The sequence below is a fragment of the Pyramidobacter piscolens W5455 genome, assembly GCF_000177335.1.
GTDB lineage: Bacteria > Synergistota > Synergistia > Synergistales > Dethiosulfovibrionaceae > Pyramidobacter > Pyramidobacter piscolens.
In genome coordinates this window covers 1-18,564 of the sequence record NZ_ADFP01000010.1, presented here as the reverse complement: position 1 = coordinate 18,564, position 18,564 = coordinate 1, and the positions used below count along the sequence as shown (strand labels likewise).

The 18,564-nt window shown below is 60.2% G+C and carries 17 protein-coding genes and 2 pseudogenes; 5 read left to right on the top strand and 14 right to left on the bottom strand.

Going from position 1 to position 18,564, the window contains the following annotated elements; translation table 11 throughout:
• Positions 1-66: 66 nt before the first annotated feature.
• The 9 genes and pseudogenes from HMPREF7215_RS00685 to HMPREF7215_RS00645 all read right to left on the bottom strand — a co-directional run bounded on the left by HMPREF7215_RS00685 (position 67) and on the right by HMPREF7215_RS00645 (position 9,636).
• Positions 67-1,293: a UxaA family hydrolase gene (locus HMPREF7215_RS00685; RefSeq protein ID WP_009163625.1), complete on the bottom strand. Its 1,227-nt coding sequence runs from the start codon at positions 1,291-1,293 to the stop codon at positions 67-69.
• Positions 1,294-1,304: 11 nt separating this feature from the next.
• Entirely contained in the window at positions 1,305-1,574 is a 270-nt protein-coding gene (locus HMPREF7215_RS00680; protein WP_009163624.1) for a UxaA family hydrolase, read from the bottom strand.
• Positions 1,575-1,679: 105 nt separating this feature from the next.
• Positions 1,680-3,131 (bottom strand): annotated as a pseudogene (locus HMPREF7215_RS00675) (tripartite tricarboxylate transporter permease).
• 80 nt (positions 3,132-3,211) lie between these two features.
• On the bottom strand, positions 3,212-3,658 hold the full coding sequence (locus tag HMPREF7215_RS00670; protein WP_009163620.1) for a tripartite tricarboxylate transporter TctB family protein: 447 nt from the start codon (positions 3,656-3,658) through the stop codon (positions 3,212-3,214).
• Positions 3,659-3,767: 109 nt separating this feature from the next.
• A complete protein-coding gene (locus HMPREF7215_RS00665) occupies positions 3,768-4,742 on the bottom strand; it encodes a tripartite tricarboxylate transporter substrate binding protein (protein WP_009163619.1) in 975 nt (324 codons plus the stop codon).
• Between the two features lie 288 nt (positions 4,743-5,030).
• Positions 5,031-5,771 (bottom strand): FadR/GntR family transcriptional regulator, encoded by a 741-nt coding sequence (locus tag HMPREF7215_RS00660; RefSeq protein WP_009163617.1) that lies wholly within the window; start codon positions 5,769-5,771, stop codon positions 5,031-5,033.
• Positions 5,772-5,973: 202 nt separating this feature from the next.
• Positions 5,974-7,215: a DUF401 family protein gene (locus HMPREF7215_RS00655; protein ID WP_009163616.1), complete on the bottom strand. Its 1,242-nt coding sequence runs from the start codon at positions 7,213-7,215 to the stop codon at positions 5,974-5,976.
• Between the two features lie 142 nt (positions 7,216-7,357).
• Complete coding sequence (locus HMPREF7215_RS00650) at positions 7,358-8,566, bottom strand: MalY/PatB family protein (RefSeq protein ID WP_009163615.1); 1,209 nt, start codon at positions 8,564-8,566, stop codon at positions 7,358-7,360.
• Between the two features lie 158 nt (positions 8,567-8,724).
• Positions 8,725-9,636 (bottom strand): peptidylprolyl isomerase, encoded by a 912-nt coding sequence (locus HMPREF7215_RS00645; protein ID WP_009163614.1) that lies wholly within the window; start codon positions 9,634-9,636, stop codon positions 8,725-8,727.
• Between the two features lie 159 nt (positions 9,637-9,795).
• On the opposite strand from HMPREF7215_RS00645, the gene HMPREF7215_RS00640 reads away from it, so the two are divergent.
• Both HMPREF7215_RS00640 and HMPREF7215_RS00635 read left to right on the top strand, forming a co-directional pair.
• Complete coding sequence (locus HMPREF7215_RS00640; RefSeq protein WP_009163613.1) at positions 9,796-10,050, top strand: hypothetical protein; 255 nt, start codon at positions 9,796-9,798, stop codon at positions 10,048-10,050.
• A 39-nt stretch (positions 10,051-10,089) separates the two neighbouring features.
• The gene (locus tag HMPREF7215_RS00635; protein ID WP_009163612.1) at positions 10,090-11,253 is read left to right on the top strand and encodes an amidohydrolase; all 1,164 of its coding nucleotides are present in this window, start codon (positions 10,090-10,092) and stop codon (positions 11,251-11,253) included.
• A gap of 71 nt (positions 11,254-11,324) precedes the next feature.
• On the opposite strand, the gene HMPREF7215_RS00630 is transcribed toward HMPREF7215_RS00635, so the two are convergent.
• The 4 genes from HMPREF7215_RS00630 to HMPREF7215_RS00615 all read right to left on the bottom strand — a co-directional run bounded on the left by HMPREF7215_RS00630 (position 11,325) and on the right by HMPREF7215_RS00615 (position 15,158).
• Entirely contained in the window at positions 11,325-11,909 is a 585-nt protein-coding gene (locus tag HMPREF7215_RS00630) for a manganese efflux pump MntP (RefSeq protein WP_040549968.1), read from the bottom strand.
• Positions 11,910-12,204: 295 nt separating this feature from the next.
• Positions 12,205-13,131 carry a SufB/SufD family protein gene (locus HMPREF7215_RS00625; RefSeq protein ID WP_009163610.1) on the bottom strand — a complete coding sequence of 309 codons (927 nt, stop codon included), beginning with the start codon at positions 13,129-13,131 and terminating at the stop codon, positions 12,205-12,207.
• Positions 13,132-13,133: 2 nt separating this feature from the next.
• Positions 13,134-13,874, bottom strand: coding sequence for an ABC transporter ATP-binding protein (locus HMPREF7215_RS00620; protein WP_009163609.1), 741 nt, complete (start codon positions 13,872-13,874; stop codon positions 13,134-13,136).
• Between the two features lie 330 nt (positions 13,875-14,204).
• Positions 14,205-15,158: a LysR family transcriptional regulator gene (locus HMPREF7215_RS00615; RefSeq protein ID WP_009163608.1), complete on the bottom strand. Its 954-nt coding sequence runs from the start codon at positions 15,156-15,158 to the stop codon at positions 14,205-14,207.
• A gap of 109 nt (positions 15,159-15,267) precedes the next feature.
• Between HMPREF7215_RS00615 and HMPREF7215_RS00610 the strand changes: the two genes are divergently transcribed.
• From HMPREF7215_RS00610 to HMPREF7215_RS00600, 3 genes are read left to right on the top strand one after another with little or no spacing between them, the layout of a single operon-like run.
• Positions 15,268-15,564 carry a UxaA family hydrolase gene (locus HMPREF7215_RS00610; protein ID WP_009163607.1) on the top strand — a complete coding sequence of 99 codons (297 nt, stop codon included), beginning with the start codon at positions 15,268-15,270 and terminating at the stop codon, positions 15,562-15,564.
• Positions 15,565-15,577: 13 nt separating this feature from the next.
• Positions 15,578-16,738, top strand: coding sequence for a UxaA family hydrolase (locus HMPREF7215_RS00605; protein ID WP_009163606.1), 1,161 nt, complete (start codon positions 15,578-15,580; stop codon positions 16,736-16,738).
• A gap of 24 nt (positions 16,739-16,762) precedes the next feature.
• On the top strand, positions 16,763-18,004 hold the full coding sequence (locus tag HMPREF7215_RS00600) for a dicarboxylate/amino acid:cation symporter (protein WP_009163605.1): 1,242 nt from the start codon (positions 16,763-16,765) through the stop codon (positions 18,002-18,004).
• Between the two features lie 205 nt (positions 18,005-18,209).
• Here HMPREF7215_RS00600 and HMPREF7215_RS13455 read toward each other — a convergent pair.
• A pseudogene (locus HMPREF7215_RS13455) lies at positions 18,210-18,564 on the bottom strand (hypothetical protein); the annotation flags it as partial.

The following is an 18,564-nucleotide window of genomic DNA, read 5'->3' as shown; positions in this document are numbered from 1 at the left end:
GTTTTTTTGTGGTGTTTCACGCAGCGCACGAGTGGCGAGTCCTCCGTGATGCTTAATGGACGGGCGCTACACCTCCCGGCAGTGATTCATGATTTCCTCTTCGCTCTTGACGTGGTAGCCGTGACGACGGGCGATGCACATCAGGCTGTCGTCGCCGGTCTTCTCGGCCTGTGTCCGCTCGCCGTCCGCAACGCGGATGACGAGGTCGAGCAGGGCTCTGCCGGTATCTTCGAGCGAATCGCCGCGGGAAATGATGCCCGACGCGTCGAAGTCGAACATTTCGCTCATGGCCTTGTAAGTTTTTTCGTTGCCGGTGATCTTGACGACCGGGGCGATGGGGTGTCCCGTGGGCGAGCCGCGTCCCGTGGTAAAAGCGACGATCTGCGCGCCGCAGCCGATCTCGCCGGTGGTGACTTCGCCGTCGTGGCTTTCGTACTTCATCAGGAACAGGCCTTTCTTGCCCTTCTCGGGCGGCGTGGCGTAGTCGATCACGTCGACAATGGGGCAGGTGCCCGATTTGTGCATGCCGCCCAGCGCCTTTTCGACGATGGAACTGACGCCGCCGTCGGCGTTGCCGGGGGAGATGAGCTGGTTGCGTTTGGCTCCCAGCCGCATGTCGATGCCGCTGCGCAAGACGTCCTCGATCTCGTAAATGGCTTTGTAAACTTTATCGGCGACCTCTTTGCTGACGGCGCGGCGGGCAAGAATGTGCTCGGTGCCGAGCAGCTCGTTCATCTCGCTGAGGATCGCGCTGCCGCCCTGCGCGACCAGCTTGTCCACCATTTCGCCGACGGCGGGATTGGCGGCCAGGCCACTGGTGGCGTCGGTCCCGCCGCACTTCGTGCCGACGAACAGCTCGCTCAGCGGGCAGGGCACGCGCCGCTGTTCGGCCAGACTGGCGAACATTTTTCTGCCGGCTTCAACGGCGTGTTTGATCGTGTTGGTTGTGCCGCCCTCTTCCTGGATGACGAAGCACGCGACGGGGCGCCCGCTCTTGCGCACTGCTTCCTCCAGCTCCCGCGGCGGAAAACGCTCGCAGCCGAGGCCGATCACCAGCACCGCGCCGACGTTGGGGTGCGTGCCGAGAGCTTTGAGCGTACGGGCCGTCAGTTCAAGATCAAGGCCGACCTGCGAACAGCCTACGGCATGGCGGATCGGCACCGAACCGGGCAGCTGGGCGGCAATGCGCTCCACCGTGCGATTGGCGCAGAACACGGAGGGAATGATGGCCAGATGGTTGCGTACGCCCACCGTTCCGTCTGAACGACGGTATCCGTTGAAAGTCATCGTCATGATCGTTCCCCCTATCGCCTGCCGCGCTCACAGGACATGTTGTGCGTGTGGATCCATGTGCCGCGGGGCGTGTCGGCTTTCACGCGGCCGATCTCCTCGCCGTACTTGATGACCGGATCGCCGGCGTGCAGGTCTTTGATCAGCACCTTATGGGCAAATTCCACATCGTCGAGGAGCGTCAACGGTCCGTCGGGCGTATCGATCGTATCGCCTCTGAAACTGTCTTCGAGCACCGTTTTCACGTTGTCGGCGGGCGATATCTGCAGACTGCGTCTGAGCATTTTTCAAATTTTCCCCCTCAATTATGCTATAACATTTCTTCGGAAAAAAAGTGCGGCATCGTCAACAGAACTTCGAATCGGCCGCATCTGTCCGATCGTCTTGAGCTACGCCGCCTTTTTGCTCTGACGCGCTTTTTTCCAGTTGACATACCAGAGCGTGGACTGGATCAAAGAAAACAGCGCCAACGCCAGCAGCGCGGCGGAGATCGGGTTGGTGACGAAAATCGACCAGCTGCCGCCGCTGATAAGCAGCGCCTGATGCAGGCTGACGTCGAGCATATGTCCGAGAATCAACCCGACCACGAGGGGCGCGACCGGGATCTTGAGCTTGTCCATGAAGTAACCGAGGATGCCGAAACAGAACATCAGCCCCACGTCGAAGAAGTTGTTGTTGATGGCGAAAGCGCCGATAACGCAGAGAATCGTGATCGCCACGGCGAGAATGCGGTTGTGAATCTTCGTCACCGCAATGCATAGGCGCGTGAAGAACAGGCCTTCCACGAACATGGCGAAGCACGAAAACAAAATGGCCCACAACAGCGTATAGGTGACGCCGGCATACTCGGTCATCAGCGTCGGACCGGGCATGATGCCGTGAATCATCAGACCACCAAGCAGCACGGCCGTGGCTGAACTGCCGGGAATTCCCAACGTGATCGTGGGCACCAGGGCGCCGCCGACCACGGCGTTGTTGGCCGATTCCGGCGCGGCAATGCCGTATTCGTTGCCGTCGCCGAATTCGTATTTACTGCAGCCGGGCTTGTAAAAGCACTTGGCCTCGTTGTAAGCGAACCAACAGGCCGTGTCACCGCCCGTACCGGGGATGATGCCGGTGAACACGCCGATGATGCTAGAGCGGAGGATTGTCGGCAGCAACACCCTCAGCTCAAACCACGGACGCATAACGCTGTCTTTGATCGACTCGATGCGTTCGGCGTTACCCTCGTCCTTCTCGATCAGACGGAGCACCTGGGGAATGGAAAACAAACCAATCAATGCCACCGTGAAGGGAATACCCGAGAACAGATTGATATTGTTCATGGTGAAGCGCGGGATCCCCGTGATGGGATCCATACCGACCGTGGACAGCGCCAAGCCGATCGCCCCCGAGAGCAGCCCCTTGACAGGCGATCCCTATGACAGGGAGGCGATGATCGTCATGCCCAGCACGGCCACCGAAGTGAGCTCGACGGGGCCGAACATCACGGCCACACGTCCCAGCAGGGGCGCTACCGTCAACAGCACAATACTGCTGACCACGCCGCCGACAAAGGAAGCGAACAGCGAAATGCCGAGAGCGTGCCCCGCTTCGCCGCGTGAGGCCATCGGATAACCGTCCATGACCGTGGCCGCCGCCGAAGGCGTGCCCGGAGTACGGATCAGAATGGCTGCGATTGAGCCGCCATACATCGAGCCCATATAAAGCGACGCCAACATGGTGATACCTGTTTCCGGCGGCATGGCGAACGTCATGGGAACCAGCAGCGCGATCGCCATCGTGGCCGAAAGACCGGGCATGGCGCCGACGAAAAGTCCCAGCGCCGTACCGCCGCACATGGCCAGCATGTTGTTCCACTGAAGGATGTTGCCCAGACCGAGAATCATACTGTCGAACATGCGAATACGCTCCTTTTTCCTTAAGCGCCGAGCAGCGGTTCGAGCAAGCCGAGCGGCACGGGGAGATTCAGGAAGCGGACGAACAGCAGATAGATGAAGCCGCAGAACAGCGCGGCAATCAAGATTGCCTTGAGAAGCCCCGCTGCGCGCAGATAGATATAGCTGATGATCATGAAAAGAGGCGTCGTGACGAAATATCCCGCCTTTTCCGTCACAGCGATGTAAGCGGCGATCATCAGCGAATAAGTGACCACGCGCACGGCGTTGATCCGCGCTTTCTCACCGGATGGAGGCGCCGAGCGCCGCGCATTGAAAGCCATCACGAAGCTGAGCAGAAAGATCAGCGCCGCTACCAACTGCGGAAACAGTCGAGCGGAATCAGGCATGGACTGAGCCGTAAAGAAAAAGAACAGTCCGACACCGAAGGAAAACAGAGCAAAAAGGACGTGTTGCATAAAATAGGACATAGAAAAGACTCCTTCGCACAAACGGACAGCCCCGGTTTTTCGGCAATATCGCTTGAAAAAAGACGACTTCAATAGACGAAACCGTCTCTTGGTTCATTTCAGTGGAAGTTTAATGTTTCTGGAATTGATCCTTCACTTCGTTCCAAATTTCGGTGAAATCCTTTTCCTGCTTCTTCAGCATGGCCATATAGTCGTCGCCGTACTTCATGTCGATGATGGAAGCGCGGTCGGCGCACGCTTTCTTGAATTCGCGCATCTCGGCCATCTTTTTGAACGCTTCGATCAGCGTTTGGCGGGCCTCCTCGGGAATGTCAGCGGGAGCGCTGTAGCCGCGCGAAGAACCAGATACCACGTCGATTCCTTTTTCTTTCATCGTCGGCACGTCGGGGAGCAGCTCGTAACGTTTCTCGGCCATGATCGCCAGCGCGCGCAGGTTATCGGCTTTGATCTGAGGGAAAACGATGCCGATGTTGTTGAAGCTGACGTCGATCTTTTTCCCCATCGCTGCCTGCCAGGAAGGACCGTCGCCCTCGAAAGGAACCATCTGAACTTTCAGCCCTGAAACTTTTTCGAAGATCAGCGTCGTGAAGAAGTCGTCGCCGCCGACTCCGGAATTGCCGACGGTGACCTTGCCGGGATTGGCTTTGACCGCCGCGATGAAATCGTCAAAAGTCTTGAAGGGACTGTCAGCTGCCACAACAACGATGCCGGGATCACTGATGACGTTGGCTATGGGCGTCAGCTCATCGACTTTGTAGGTGATGGCGGGCGTCATGATGTAGTTGGTCAGAAGCATGGGCGTGTTGGTGATGCTCAGCGTGTAACCGTCCTTGCGAGCCGCCTTGGCCAGCTGCGTCCAGGCGATTGCCCCAGTGGCCCCCGGGATGTACTGATTGACGAACGACTTGCCAAGGACCTTCTCCAAGTAAGGCTGAGTCAGTTGGGCGACCGTATCGCTGCCGCCGCCGGCCTTGAATCCCTGTAGAACGGTGATTTGCTTGGTTGGATAAGCGGCAAAAGCAGCGGATGCTGCCAGCGCACCGATCAAAACTACTGTACCTAAAACGCGATTTCCACTTCTCATAAAAAGCCCTCCTACTCACGATGTATTTTAAGTAACTGAAACGTGTCGCCTTAAATTTCCCTGCGGAGCAACGAGGAATGATTTTTCAAAGGTAAGACGGTCTTTTGCTGAAAAATGATTAATCATGTAGAATATCGTTTCGATCTTTTCTGGTTAACCATGATCTACCTAAAGCAAAAACAGTGTAGCATCATGGATATTAAAAATCAAGTCGACAATTTACTTTGAAAAAATCCACCCCAGACGCTTCTGCTATTGATGCGTCCGGGATGGATGGAAAATTTTTGTTTAGCCGTTGTCCTTGCGCTCCAGGTTTACTGTGTAACTGAGCTTGTAGCGAGTGTACGTCCGTTCGAGGTGGAGTTTCATGATTTTGCCGGCGGTTTCTGCGTCCTGTCGGAAAATGGCCTCGGCCAGTTTCTCGTGTTCGTCGATAATCTGGTCGGGCCAGATGTCCTGCGGGCGGCGGGCGATGTCGCCGAGGATCAGCGAGTTCAGCGTGCTTTGCGAGAGCGCGATGACGCTTTCGTAAATTCGCAGCAGCACCATGTTATGGGCGGCTGTCGCGATCAGATTGTGGAAGATGCTGTTCCATTTCGCCCCCTGTAAACCCCGTTCCGGGGGCGCCAGCGCGATCACACGGCGCAGCATGGTCAGTGCCTCGTGAAGATGTTCCAGATCCTGCTCGTTACGGCGCTGAGCGGCAAAGCGTGCGGCAGGGACCTCGACGAGACGGCGCACTTCCGAAATCTCGTCATAGAGTCCGACCGGCCAGGCGGACTGAAAGTCGTCCAGCGAACGAAAGGCCCCGCTGACATCGTGGCTTTCCACGAAAATACCCTGGCGTTCGCGGATTTCCAGCACGCCGTAAGCTTCGAGGATGTTCAGACACTCGCGGATATGCAGCCGCGACATGCTGAAATGTCTTTCCAGCTCTCGTTCCGTCGGCAGCTTGCCGTCGTTGACGATTTCACCGCTCTTGATGGCCTGAAGGATCCGTTTCAGCTGCTCTTCTTTTCTCTTGTTCATGATTTTCCACTCCGCAAAATGATGATAATGATCACTATAAAATTTTTATGCCGCGCAATTCGCCGTATTTGTTACCGGACGTCAACAAGGGAAAAACAATCCGGACTGGAAAAGTGAAATGTTCAGCTGCGTAAAAGCGCGCTTTGCCGTTGGCGGCAGAGCGCTTTTGGGGGCGTTGGCAGGTGCTTTCAGGGCGCGGCGGTCACAGCAGGATCGTTCTGTACAGGCCGAAAATGACGAACGGAGCCACGGCCATCTCGATCATCAGCGGCAGGTACCCTTTGTCCAGCGCGGAGACGGAACAGTTCATCTGCTGCAGGGTGAGCGCTTGGCACAGGTGCAGGGGCGAAAAGAAATAGCCGTTGAAGCTCCACGTGTAGATGAAAACGCAGTAGAGCAGCTCTTCCGCCGGCGGCAGGTGCAGGCTCGTCAGCAGCGGCACCAAAACGCCCAGCGGCACGTAGCTGAGCCCCGTGGTGAGGCCGAAAAGCAGCGCCGCGCCCGCGATCACCAGCAGCACGCCGAACTCCGACGATCGCACGAACATGTTTTGAAAGGCGCCCATGATGCCGGTCAGGTCCCGCACGGTGTTCTGCATGAAATAGATGCCCAGCATCGTCACGAAAGTTTGGCCGCTGAGCCCCTGCCAGAACGCGCGCGCGTAGGCTTTTGCGTCGCGCCGCCCCCAACCGGCCAGGATCAGCATCAGCGAAGCGAAGGCGCTCAGGTACATGGGCACCTTGAACAGACCGTTGAGCAGCACGATGACGTAGATCGGCGACATGTATTTGAGAATGTCGACGAGCCCGCGGAGTGTGTGCCCGCCGCCGGAGCGCGAAGCGACCGGCGCCGAGGCGCCGCGCAGGTAAAGCAGGTAAGACGTGAACTCCATGCCGGCGACAAAGGCGACGTTGAGCGCGATCAGCTTGTACAGGCTGACGTGCGGCGCCATGTTGGAGAAAACGATCATCGAGCTGCTCGTCGGCAGCAGGAAGAAGGCGCAGTGACGGAAGGTCAGGTTGAGCGCCGCGCGCTTGAACACGGGCAGCCTGAGGTTGTCGCCCAGTTCGTCGACGAAGGGGCTGGAGATGCCCGCGCCGCCGGGCACCGAAACCATGCCGATCGCCGCCGGCAGGATCATGATCACCGCTTTGGCCGACGAAAAAACGTCCTTGAAGGCTTCCACAAGCCGGCCGAGGATGTCGTACTGCTTCATCAGCGCGCTGAGAACGCCGATCTGCAGGATGACGGCGATGGTTTTCATGGTCGGCGGCGAGGTGACGATGCCGGTAAAGTTTTCCGCGACAACTTTTGGGGACTGACCGGCGCCGAGTCCCATGATCAGCCCCGTGAGCAGCAGCGAGGCGCCGTTCCACAGCTTTCCTTTAGGGAAGAAAATGAGAAAGCCGAAGGCCGCGCCCATTGCCAGAAATTCTCTCAGCATGGAGGTCGCTCCTTTCGCGAATGAATTGCGCCGCCGTAAAAGCTCCGCCCCGAAGGAACGTCATCACGCCGCGCGCAGAGAAAACTCTTGTGCCGACGCGGACGAAAAAGCCCGCTTCCGCGAAAGGAGGCGGGCTCGAGTTTTATCGGGCGTTGAAGACGTACTTATCCATGCGCGCCATGGCCTCTTTGACGCGCGACAGCGGCAGCGCCAGATTGACGCGGATGCTGTACGGGCCGTTGAACATGCGCCCGTCCTGCCATGACACGCCCACGTCGGAACCGGCCCGGTGCACGTCGTCGATGGTCTTGCCGTGTTTTTTGCACCACTGCTCGCAGTCGATGAAGAGCATGTAGGTGCCCTGAGGTTTGGCCAGATCGACGCCGTCGAAATGCTCTTTGATGTAATCGTAAGCGTAGTTCACGTTTTCCGTCAGCACCTGGCGCAGCTCGTCCACCCATTCGTGCCCTGCGGGCGTGTAGGCGCCGATCAGCGCGTGCATGGAAAGCACGTTCATGCTGTTGTAGTGCGACAGCGACGATTCCTTGTCGATGCGCTCGCGCAGCCAGTCGTTGTAGATGATGTGGTAACTGCCGATCAGCCCGGCGAGGTTGAAGGTTTTGCTGGGAGCGTAGAGCGCGACGGTGCGGTTTCTCGCGTCGTCGCCGACGCTCTGCGTGGGGATGTGCTTATAACCGTCGAGCGTCAGGTCGGACCAGATCTCGTCGGAGATCACGAACACGTCGTGCGTGCGGTAGATCTCCATGGCCGTCTCGATCTCTTCGCGCTCCCATACGCGGCCGCAGGGATTGTGGGGCGAGCAGAAGATGGCGGCGTGGATCTTGTTCTCCGCGATCTTCTTTTCCATGTCGGCGTAATCCATGCGCCACACGCCCTGCGCGTCGCGCTTCAGCGGCGAGTGGACGATGTGCCAGCCGTTGTTGTTCAGCGTGTTGGTGAAACCGATGTAAGTGGGGGAGTGGAGCAACACGTTGCCGCCCCGCGAGCAGATCACGTTCAGCGCGCTGGCCACGCCGCCGAGCACGCCGTTCTCGTAGCCGATGTGCTTCGCTTCGAGCCCGGCGACGCCGTTGCGCTTCGCCTGCCAGTCGATGATGGACTGATAATATTCCTTTTTGGGCGCGAAGTAACCGTAGAGCGGATGTTTCGCGCGCTCGATCATCGCTTCGGGCACGGTGGGCACGGTGGCGAAGTTCATGTCGGCGATCCACATCGGGATCGAGTCGAACCCCGGTTTGGGCGGATTGGGGGCCATGCCGGCTCCGAGATTGTCTACGGCGAGGGCGTCGCGGCCGTGGCGGTCGATGATGCTCGTGAAATCGTACTTCATGAGAAAACTCCCCTTCCTGCGTTCGATTTCGGCCGCAGCGGCCGAAGCGTGGTTTTATACGGAAACTGATCCATTCTACTCTGCCCTTTCGAAAATCTCAACGTGCCGCCTCAAAAAAAAGAGAGGCTCCGCAGAGTCTCTCTTTTTTTTGAGGCGCATTACTTGGCGGGCTTTTTGTCGCCGGAGGCGGGCGCCTCGGGCGCGGCGATCTTCACGCCGTAGCGGGCGCGCAGCGCGTCGCGTTCGTCCTGGATGGCCTTGACCTGTTTCTGGCGCACGAGGTCGGCCTTGATGTCTTCCTTCACCTCGGCGAACGGACGGATCGAGGCGTCGCGGCTGTCGGTGGCCTTGATGACGTGATAGCCGAAATCGGTCTTGACGGGCTTGGCGGTCATCTCGCCCTTTTTCAGGGCGAAGGCGGCCTTCTCGAACTCGGGCACCATCTGCCCTTTGCTGAAATAGCCAAGGTCGCCGCCGCGGCTGCGCGTGCCGTCGGCGGAGTTGTTCTTGGCGGCGTCCTCGAACGTGGTCTTGCCGGCTTTGATGTCGCGGATCAGGTCGGCGGCCTTTTCCTGGGCGGCTTTCTGATCCTTGGCGGGCATGTTCTTGTCGGCGCGGATCAGGATGTGCGAGGCGCGGATCGCGGCGGGAACCTGGAAGATCTCCTTGTGCTCGTCGTAATATTTCTGCGCGTCCTGATCGGTCGCGGGCGTCTTGCCGGCTTCGTCGAGGATCTTCTCCGTGGCCAGCGTGAAGAGCAGGCGCTGCTCGAGGTTGGCCATGGCCTCCTTGTACTTGGGCGAGTTCTGCAGCTTCTGCTCGCGCCCCGAGCGCGCAAAGACCTTGAAGTCGATCAGATTGTCCAGCAGCTGGGCCTGTCCTTCCGGCGAAGCGTAGGCCGCGCGCTGCTGCGGATCGAAACCGCTCATGGCCTGATCGAGGTCGGCCTGCGTGATCGTTTCGCCGGCGACGGTGGCCAGCACCTTTTTGTCGGCGTTTTGGTCGGCCGCAAACGCCGAACCGGCCAGAAGGACCGAGAGCGCCGCCGCGGCGGCAAACAACTTTTTCATCTGAGAAATTCCTCCTTGAAATCGCTTCCTGTGCGCGAGGCGCACAAAATGTTCGTGCAACGCTGCCTATTATAACCGAATTTATTCACTTGCAAAGGTGTATAAATCTGCTATCCTTTTGACGGATCAGATCGACCCGGCAGGGAGGAATGAGACGCCATGCTTCAGACAGAGACGATCGAATGGGGCCAATTCAAGGAACGCTTCGCCTTTTTGCTGGCGGAGATGACGCCGGCGCTGCGCGGCATCGACGACGAGACCATCGCGTTCCGCACCGAAGAATGGACCGTGCTTCCTCGCTGGGACGCGGGCGAATTCATCTTCGAGTATTACGCCGAAGAGCCGGACACGTTTTATCCCGGCGACGACGAAACGCAGATTTTGGTGACGAACGTTCCCTGGGGGAATTTTTAGGGGACGCGCATCATAAATTTCAGGGGAGGTTCTTTTGTTATGAAACTGATTGTCAATGCGCGCGTGCTGCCCGTTTCCGCCGCGCCGATCGAGAACGGCGCGGTGCTTGTGGACGGAACGAAGATCGCCGGCGTCGGCGAACACCTCGGCGCCCCCGAGGGCACGGAGATCATCGACGCCCGCGGCCTGACGCTGACGCCCGGCCTGGTCGACGCCCATACCCACATCACCACGTCCGAAGAGATGGAACTGTACGGCATGAGCGACATCAACGAGATGACCAATCCCGTCACGCCTGGGCTGAGCATTCTCGATTCCATCTACGTGCGCGACAAAAGCGTGGCCGAATCGCGCGAAAAAGGCGGCGTCACCTGCGTGCAGACTTTACCCGGCAGCGCCAACGTCATCGGCGGCACGGGCGCCATCATCAAACTCAAACGGGCCAGCGTCGTCGAGGAAATGCTCGTCAAATCGCCCTCCTGCATGAAGGCCGCTCTCGGCGAAAACCCGATCCGCGTCTACAAGGACAACGGCCACCGCACGCCCACGACCCGCATGGGCAACGCCTACATCATGCGCAAAGCCCTGCAGGACGCCCGCAACTATCTGGAAAAGAAAAAGTGCCGCAAAGACGGCGAAGCCTTCGAGACCAACTTGGACATGGAAGCGCTCTCCCTCGTGCTCGACCGCAAGATCAAACTCAGCGTCCACAGCCACCGCGCCGACGACATCTGCACCGCCGTGCGCATCGCCGAGGAGTTCGGCCTCGATTTCACCATCGAGCACTGCACCGAAGGACAGTTCATCGCCCCGTGGCTGGCCGCGCACCACGTCAAGGCCGCCGTCGGCCCCACCTTCGGCGTGCCCGTCAAGCCCGAACTGCGCCATCAGGGCTGGGAAACCTTGCTCGCCCTGCGCGACGCCGGCGTGCACATCTGCATCCTCACCGACCATCCCGTGATCCCGCTTTACGGACAGATCGTCTCCGCTTCGCTGGCCGCCCGCGCCGGGCTGACCGAAGCCGAGGCTCTGCGCTGCGTCACGCTGTCCAGCGCCGAGCACCTCGGCATCGAAGACCGCGTCGGCTCCATCGACGCCGGCAAAGACGCCGATCTCGTGCTGTGGAACGGCAACCCGCTCGACACCCGCTGCCATCCCGTCATGACCATGATCGACGGCACGGTGGAGTACCGCGCGCTGTAAAAATTCAGCCGTAAAAAAATGCCGGAAGCTCGCGATTGAGTTTCCGGCATTTTTTATCCCGTGTCCCAGCATTAGAGCACGCCGGCGGCGAAGATCTCGAGGCCGATGCCGATCAGGATCACGCCGCCGAGGATCGTCGCCCGGCCGGACAAAGCCGTGCCGATCTTTTTGCCGATCAGCAGCCCGGCGCCGCAGACCGCAAACGTGACGGCGGAGATGATCAGCGAGGCGGCCAGCGCCGCGGCGCAGTCGTATGCGGCGATCGTGAAGCCGACCGAGAGCGCGTCGATGGACGTGGCCACGCCCTGCAGAAAGAGCGCTCCGGGCGTCAGCCGGGGCGCGGCGCAATCCTCGCGTCCGCCGCGCAGCCCTTCGAGCACCATCTTGCCGCCGATACCAAGCAGCAGGATCAGCGCGATCCAGGGCACAGCCTTTTGGAAGGAACGAAAAATCTCGACGATGGTGCGCACGCAGACCCAGCCCGTCATCGGCATCAGCGCCTGGAAAAAAGCGTACACGCCGGCGACGGCGCATCCTCGCCGTACACCCATGCGCGGCTCGTTCAGCCCATTGACCATCGACACCGAAAAGGCGTCCATCGACAGTCCCACGCCCAGCAGCGCGCAGTTCAGCACAAACATGAAACTCAAACTCATTTCAGCCACCCCATCCTGAATGATCGGCCGCCGGAACAAAAAAAATCCGGGCATAGCCTCGGCTATACCCGGATGTCGTTTTTTTGATCGTCCTCATGTATAGCCTGGCAGTTATACATGAGTCTCGCAGTTTAAAGCACACCAGACCCTTGCGGTCAGCATGTTGACGTGCTGCGCTCCCCCCGGAGCGCTTGCTACTCCCTCACGGCGCGTATTGTGACACAGCCGCCCTGTGTTAGTCAAGACAAACGGACCGGCCGCGGAAAACGAGAGGCTTCCCGCGGCCGGCGTGGTTTTATTTGAGAAATCCGTTGATGATCTGCTCTTCCGCCTGCTGTTCGCTCAAGCCCAGCGTCATCAGCTTGACGATCTGGTCGCCGGCGATCTTGCCGATGGCCGCCTCGTGGACCAGCTGCGCGTCGACGTTGTTGGCCTCCAGCGAGGGCACGGCGAGGATCTTGCCCTTGTCCATGATGATCGAATCGCATTCGGTGTGCCCGCTGCACTGCGCGTTGCCGACGATGCAGGCGTCGAACTTTTGGAACGACGCGTCGCGCGCCACCGAGCGCGACACCACGTCAGCGCTGGAACCGTCGCCGTTCAACGAAACGCGGTAACCGCTTGTGGCCTGTTGGTCGCCGTGGGTCATGAGACGCTCGCGCACCACGAGCCGGGCGTCCTTTTTCAGCTCGGCGATCGTCATGCGCTGGGTCGAATCGACGCCTTTGATTTGCACCATTTCCATCTCCATGGAGCTGCCGTCCTCCATGTAAACTTCCGTCTGGGGGTTGAGGATGCGCTTGCCCTCGCCGCTCCCGGAGCCGTAGTGCTTTTCCACGTAGCGGACTCTGGCGTTTTTGCCCACGTAAAAGCGGTGCACGCCGTCGTGTTCGGCGTCCTGGCGGCCGCAGTTGTCGATGCCGCAGCCGGCGACGATGAGCACGTCGCTGTCTTCGCCGACGTAGAAGTCGTTGTAGACCGTTTCCTTCAGGCCGGCGGCGCTGACGACGACGGGAATGTGCACGCTCTCGTTTTTGGTGCCGGGAGCGATGCGGATGTCGATGCCCGTACCGTCGGCCTTGGAACTGATTTCGATGTGGGCGGTGTTGGCGCGTCCCGCCAGTTGCCCGTTGGCGCGGAAATTGTACGCGCCCGTCGGGACTTCGTGCAGATCGGCCACCTCCGCCAGCAGGCGTTTTTGGATCTCGTCCAGCTGCATCATGGCTAGGCCTCCCCCCGCTTGAGCTTGTGGCACACGTCGACGGCCGACTCCGTGCCGACCAGCGCGGGAAAAACTTCCTCGCGCGGCCCCTGCTTTTCGATGCGTCCGTCCGCCAGCACGACGATCTCGTCGGCGATGCTGAGGATGCGCTCCTGATGGGAGATGATGACGATCGAGCTGTCCTTGATGTCCTCGCGCATTTTCTTGAAGATGCGGATCAGGTTCTGGAAACTCCACAGGTCGATGCCCGCCTCCGGCTCGTCGAAGACCGAAAGTTTGGCGCGGCGGGCCAGCACCGTGGCGATCTCGATGCGCTTCAGCTCGCCGCCCGAGAGAGAAGCGTTCACCTCGCGGTTGATGTAGTCGCGGGCGCACAGCCCCACCTCAGCCAAATACTCGCAGGCCTCGCTGACGAGCAATTCCTTGCCCACGGCCAGACGCAGCAGGTCGATGACTTCCAGTCCCTTGAAGCGCACCGGCTGCTGGAAGGCGAAGCCGATGCCCATGCGGGCGCGGTCGGTGACGCTTTTATCGGTGACGTCTTCGCCGTCGAGAAAGATGCGGCCGCCCGTGGGCTTTTCGATGCCGGCGATGAGGCGCGCCAGCGTCGACTTGCCGCCGCCGTTCGGGCCGGTGACGACGACGAATTTTCTCTTGTCCACTTTCAGACTGAGATCGTGAATGATCTCCTTGTGCTTGCCGTCCTCGCTGACGCTGAAGGAAACGTTCTTCAATTCCAGCATGGCTGACAACCCCCTTCGTTTTTGTTCCCTCGGATCCGGGGCGAAGGCGCGAAGCCCCTCTCCGTTCCCGTTTTTACTCTATCACATTTTAGGTGAAATGTTCGTTGGCGGGACAACGGAAGATGCTTTTTCCCGCGGGAAAAACGCCGCGGCCATTGTGTCATGACCGCGGCGTGTTAGTCAATAAAAACCGTCGGAATTGAGGCGCGTTCCGTTTTCGGGCGGTCGCCGCCGGGAGAGAGGCGGAAAATGTTCCACGTGGAACATTCCTTCGCAGGAGGAGAACCACTGAGAGCGCTCTACCGTTCGAAAACGAGCTCGCCTTTGGCCCTACGCCCGCGCTTTCGGACGCAGGACTTCGCCGACGAGCTGGATAAAGCGCCGCACCGCTTTGGCCGTGTAGTCGCGCCTGGGCAGGAGCGCGTAAAACTGCCGCGTCGCCAGCGGCGAATCGATTTTGTAGAAACACAGCGGCGCGCCCGCATTCGTAACCATACGGTCGCTCACGAACGCGGCGGCGAAGCCGCCTGCCGCCAGATGATAGGCGGTGGCGAGCTGACTCAGCTCGATCTTGAGGCGTGGTTTGACGCCGGCGGCGGCAAAAATTTGCAGCATACGGTCGTGAAGATTGTTGCCGGGCATCAGCGAGATGAACTCAAGCTCTCCGCAGCGCTCGGCGGGCAGCGCGGGGCAAGCCCCGCGCAGGTGACGGCCGTTCATGACGCCGCGCGGCGGCAGGGCGAGGGCGCGGTATCGGCGGTTGAACGGATGAGCGCGGGGCACGGCCAGCAAAATGCGATCGCTGAACATGGGATAGCGCTCGAAGTCCTCCATGAAGAGTTCGTTGCAGCTGAACGTCAGGTCTACGGCGCGTTCCTCCAGCATCTTGGCGAGGACGGCCGAACTGTGCTCGACCAGTTCCAGGGCGATGCCCGGATAAAGCCGGCTGTAGCGCGCCAGCACCGGCGGCAGGATGTAACCGTTGATGTAGTGGGAACCGCCGACGCGCACGTGTCCGGTGTGGAGGTCGTTAATGTCGCCGATCCGCTGCGTCAGTTCCGCCTCGATTTTTTTGATGCGCGTGATCGCGTTGATGTAAAGCCAGCCGGCTTCGGTGAGCTGAAAGGGGCGCACCTTGCGGTCGAACAGCGTCATGCCGATGGACGACTCGATTTTTTTGATCGCCATGCTCAGCGCCGGCTGCGTGATATACAGTTTTTCCGCCGCTTTCGAAAGGCTGCCGCTTTTGTAGACCTCGTAGACGTACTCCAGTTCCTGTCTCATAACATAAATTCTCCTTATGATGCAATAAATTTCCTCGAATTGAATTTATGTTATCGCCGCCGTATGATGACGTCAAGCAAGATACTCGACTTTCAAGGGGGGATTGAACGTGAACATCAACGCTTTGCTCATGGACGAAAAGGACAACGTGGTCACTTGCGTCGAAGAAATCCCGGCCGGCGCTCCGGTCGTCTATCGCCGCGGCGGCGAGCTCTGCACGCTCACGGCGGAGGAGACGATTCCCTATTGCCACAAGGTCGCCTTGGTCCCGCTGGACGAGGGGGACGAAGTGATCAAGTACGGCGAGCTGATCGGCCGCACCTTGGTACCGATCGCGAAAGGGCACTGGGTCTCGCACGAGAATATCTTCAGCGTGCCGCGGGACTACGCCAGTGAAATGGTATAAGGAGGGGGAAACGATGCAGTTTTGGGGATACAAACGCCAGGAGGGGCGCGCGGGCATCCGCAATCACGTGTTGATCCTGCCCACGTGCGCCTGCGGCAGCGAGAGCGCGCGCATCGTCGCGTCGGAGGTGCGCGGTGCCGTGAACATCATCTTCAACACCGGCTGTTCCGACGTGGCGGCGAACACGGCCATGTCGCAGAAAGTGCTGATGGGCTTCGCCTGCAATCCCAACGTCTACGGCGTCGTCATCATCGGCCTTGGCTGCGAGACGGTGGGGCACGCGCAGTTGCGCGAAAAAATCCGGGGAATGACCGGCAAGCCTGTGGTCTCTTTCGGCATTCAGGAAGAGGGCGGCACGCTCAAAACCATCGAGAAGGCCGTCCGCGCCGCGCGCGACATGGCCGCCGCGGCCGCCATGCAGCAAAAGGAGCGGTGCGACATGTCGAATCTATTGCTGGGCATCGAGTGCGGCGGCTCCGACGCCACCTCGGGCATCGCCAGCAATCCCGCCGTGGGCGAGCTCAGCGACCTGCTCGTGGATCTCGGCGCTTCGACGATCATGAGCGAGTCCATCGAATGGATCGGCGCCGAGCACGTCGTCGCCCGGCGTGCGGCGACGCCGGAACTGCACAACAAGATCATCGAGATCTGCCGGGATTACGAAGAACACCTCAAGGCGGCAGGGCAGGACTGCCGCGCCGGTCAGCCCACGCCCGGCAACAAGGCGGGCGGCCTTTCCACGCTCGACGAGAAAAGCCTCGGCTGCATCCGCAAGGGCGGCACCCGCCCCATCGTCGAAGTGTTGGCGCAGGCCGAGCGCCCCACGAAGCACGGCGCCATCGTCATGGACACGGCCGGTTACGACATCTCCTCCGTCACCTCCATGGTAGCTGGCGGCTGCAACGCCGTGATCTTCACCACGGGGCGCGGCACGCCGACGGGCAACGCCATCGTGCCCGTACTCAAGGTGACGGCCAACGCCCGCACCTATCGGATGATGGACGACAACATGGACGTCGATCTGAGCGGCATCATCAAGGGCACGACGACGTATCGGGAAAGCGGCAGGGAGCTCCTTGAGATCATCGGAGACGTCTGTAACGGCAAGATGACCAAGGCCGAAGCCTACGGCTTCTCCGACATCGCGATCGATCACGTCTGCCGCTTCGTTTGATTTTTCATTAAAGGGGGAAGAGAAATGGGATTCATCTTTAAACCGTGGAACAAACTGAGCCTGTTCACGCGCATCATGATCGGCTTCGCGCTCGGCGTCGCCGCGGGGCTGATCTTCGGCAGGCAGGCCGCGGTGCTGAAACCTCTGGGAACAATCCTCACTAACCTGCTGACCATGGTGGTGGCGCCGCTGGTGCTCTGCCTGCTGGTCTGTGCGGCCGCCGACGTGGGCGACGGCAAGAAGCTGGGACGCATGGGCGTGAAGACGGTGGTCGTTTTCCTTGTCAGCACCGCACTCGCCATCGTCATCGGCCTGATCTTCGCCAATCTCATGCAGGTCGGCACGAGCGTCAGCATTGAGCTCGCCAAGGAATCGGCGAAGACGGCGGCGAAACAGGTCTCAATGCTCGACACGCTGATCAACGTCATCCCCAAAAATCCTTTCGAGGCCCTGTCGAAACAGAACCTGCTGCAGATCATTTTCTTCGCGCTGCTGCTGGGCTTCGCGCTGATGAAGATCGGCCCCAAGGGGCAAGCGCTGCTCGACATGTTCCGCTCCGGACAGGAAGCGATGAAAAAGATCACCACCATCGTGCTCGAGTTCACGCCCTACGGCGTTTTCGGCCTGATGGCGCAGGTCGTGGGAGCCAACGGCCCGGATATCCTCATCCCTTACATTAAGGCGATCGCGGCCATGTACATCGCCTCGTTCCTCTATCTGGTCGTCGTTCAGGCCGGTCTGATGGCCGGCGTGATCGGGCGCGTCAGCCCGCTCCGTTTCCTGAAAACGATGAAGGAAGCGATGACCTTCGTCTTCGCCACCTGTTCCAGCGTCGCCACGATCCCGCTCAACCTCGAATGCACGAAGAAACTCGGCGTCGACGAGGAGACGGCCAACTTCGTGATCCCCTTCGGCGCCGTCATGAACATGAACGGCACCGCCATCTACGAAGCCATCGCCGTGGTCTTCACGGCCCAGATCTTCGGCGTACCGCTCACCGTCGCCGATCAGGTCATGATCATGCTCGCCGCCACGCTGGCTTCCATTGGCACCGCCGGCGTGCCCGGCTCGGGGCTGGTGATGCTGACCATCGTGCTCACCTCGGTCCATCTGCCCATGGAAGCGATCGGGCTGCTGGCCGGTATCGACCGCATCCTCAACATGGCCCGCGTGATCCCCAACATCGCCGGCGACGCGGCCACGGCGCTGATCGTCTCCCGTTCCGAAGGCACGTTCAAAGCCCCGGAGCCGACTGGCGGACAGTGACCGCGAAAAGGCGCCCCGGCGCCGGAACGCGGAGAAGACCGTGTCGGCATGGAGCGGACGTCCGCGTTTCGCGCGGGACATGCGGCACGCAAAAAAATCCCCGGCGGCCATTTTTTTCGGCCGCCGGGGATTTTTGTATGCCGTCCCGTTTTTGCGTCTGGCGACGCGAAGCGCGTCTTGTCGGACGCGGCGGACGCCGCGTCCGTCAGGCGTTCTTGCCTAAAAACTGCACGAAGCCGCGCACGCTGTTGCCGAGGAAGTATTCTTCGCGGCGCTTCGCGCTTTCGGTACAGGCGGCGATATCGGCCAGTTCGAGGTCTTCGCGCCGCAGCAACGCGACGATCTCCGTTTCGTTCAGGCCGTCGTCCAGGGCCTGGGCGATTCTTTTTTCCCAGAAAAGGTTCTGCTTCAGCGCCCGTTCGGGCAGCGTGCGGTCGGCTGACGCGCCGAAGTGCCCGGCGCAGAACAGGTCCCAGTCGGCGGCGGCGAGCTTTTTCATGCTTTCGCGGCCGGTTTCCGGCACGTAGCGGGGCGGCGTGGCGGGGCGGATGCCGTCCCGC

What these genes read in the sequence shown, in the direction of transcription:
- HMPREF7215_RS00685 (WP_009163625.1), bottom strand. Translation starts at nt 1,293, where the DNA reads ATGACGATGACTTTCAACGGATACCGTCGTTCAGACGGAACGGTGGGC.
- HMPREF7215_RS00680 (WP_009163624.1), bottom strand. Translation starts at nt 1,574, where the DNA reads ATGCTCAGACGCAGTCTGCAGATATCGCCCGCCGACAACGTGAAAACG.
- HMPREF7215_RS00670 (WP_009163620.1), bottom strand. Translation starts at nt 3,658, where the DNA reads ATGTCCTATTTTATGCAACACGTCCTTTTTGCTCTGTTTTCCTTCGGT.
- HMPREF7215_RS00665 (WP_009163619.1), bottom strand. Translation starts at nt 4,742, where the DNA reads ATGAGAAGTGGAAATCGCGTTTTAGGTACAGTAGTTTTGATCGGTGCG.
- HMPREF7215_RS00660 (WP_009163617.1), bottom strand. Translation starts at nt 5,771, where the DNA reads ATGAACAAGAGAAAAGAAGAGCAGCTGAAACGGATCCTTCAGGCCATC.
- HMPREF7215_RS00655 (WP_009163616.1), bottom strand. Translation starts at nt 7,215, where the DNA reads ATGCTGAGAGAATTTCTGGCAATGGGCGCGGCCTTCGGCTTTCTCATT.
- HMPREF7215_RS00650 (WP_009163615.1), bottom strand. Translation starts at nt 8,566, where the DNA reads ATGAAGTACGATTTCACGAGCATCATCGACCGCCACGGCCGCGACGCC.
- HMPREF7215_RS00645 (WP_009163614.1), bottom strand. Translation starts at nt 9,636, where the DNA reads ATGAAAAAGTTGTTTGCCGCCGCGGCGGCGCTCTCGGTCCTTCTGGCC.
- HMPREF7215_RS00640 (WP_009163613.1), top strand. Translation starts at nt 9,796, where the DNA reads ATGCTTCAGACAGAGACGATCGAATGGGGCCAATTCAAGGAACGCTTC.
- HMPREF7215_RS00635 (WP_009163612.1), top strand. Translation starts at nt 10,090, where the DNA reads ATGAAACTGATTGTCAATGCGCGCGTGCTGCCCGTTTCCGCCGCGCCG.
- HMPREF7215_RS00630 (WP_040549968.1), bottom strand. Translation starts at nt 11,909, where the DNA reads ATGAGTTTGAGTTTCATGTTTGTGCTGAACTGCGCGCTGCTGGGCGTG.
- HMPREF7215_RS00625 (WP_009163610.1), bottom strand. Translation starts at nt 13,131, where the DNA reads ATGATGCAGCTGGACGAGATCCAAAAACGCCTGCTGGCGGAGGTGGCC.
- HMPREF7215_RS00620 (WP_009163609.1), bottom strand. Translation starts at nt 13,874, where the DNA reads ATGCTGGAATTGAAGAACGTTTCCTTCAGCGTCAGCGAGGACGGCAAG.
- HMPREF7215_RS00615 (WP_009163608.1), bottom strand. Translation starts at nt 15,158, where the DNA reads ATGAGACAGGAACTGGAGTACGTCTACGAGGTCTACAAAAGCGGCAGC.
- HMPREF7215_RS00605 (WP_009163606.1), top strand. Translation starts at nt 15,578, where the DNA reads ATGCAGTTTTGGGGATACAAACGCCAGGAGGGGCGCGCGGGCATCCGC.
- HMPREF7215_RS00600 (WP_009163605.1), top strand. Translation starts at nt 16,763, where the DNA reads ATGGGATTCATCTTTAAACCGTGGAACAAACTGAGCCTGTTCACGCGC.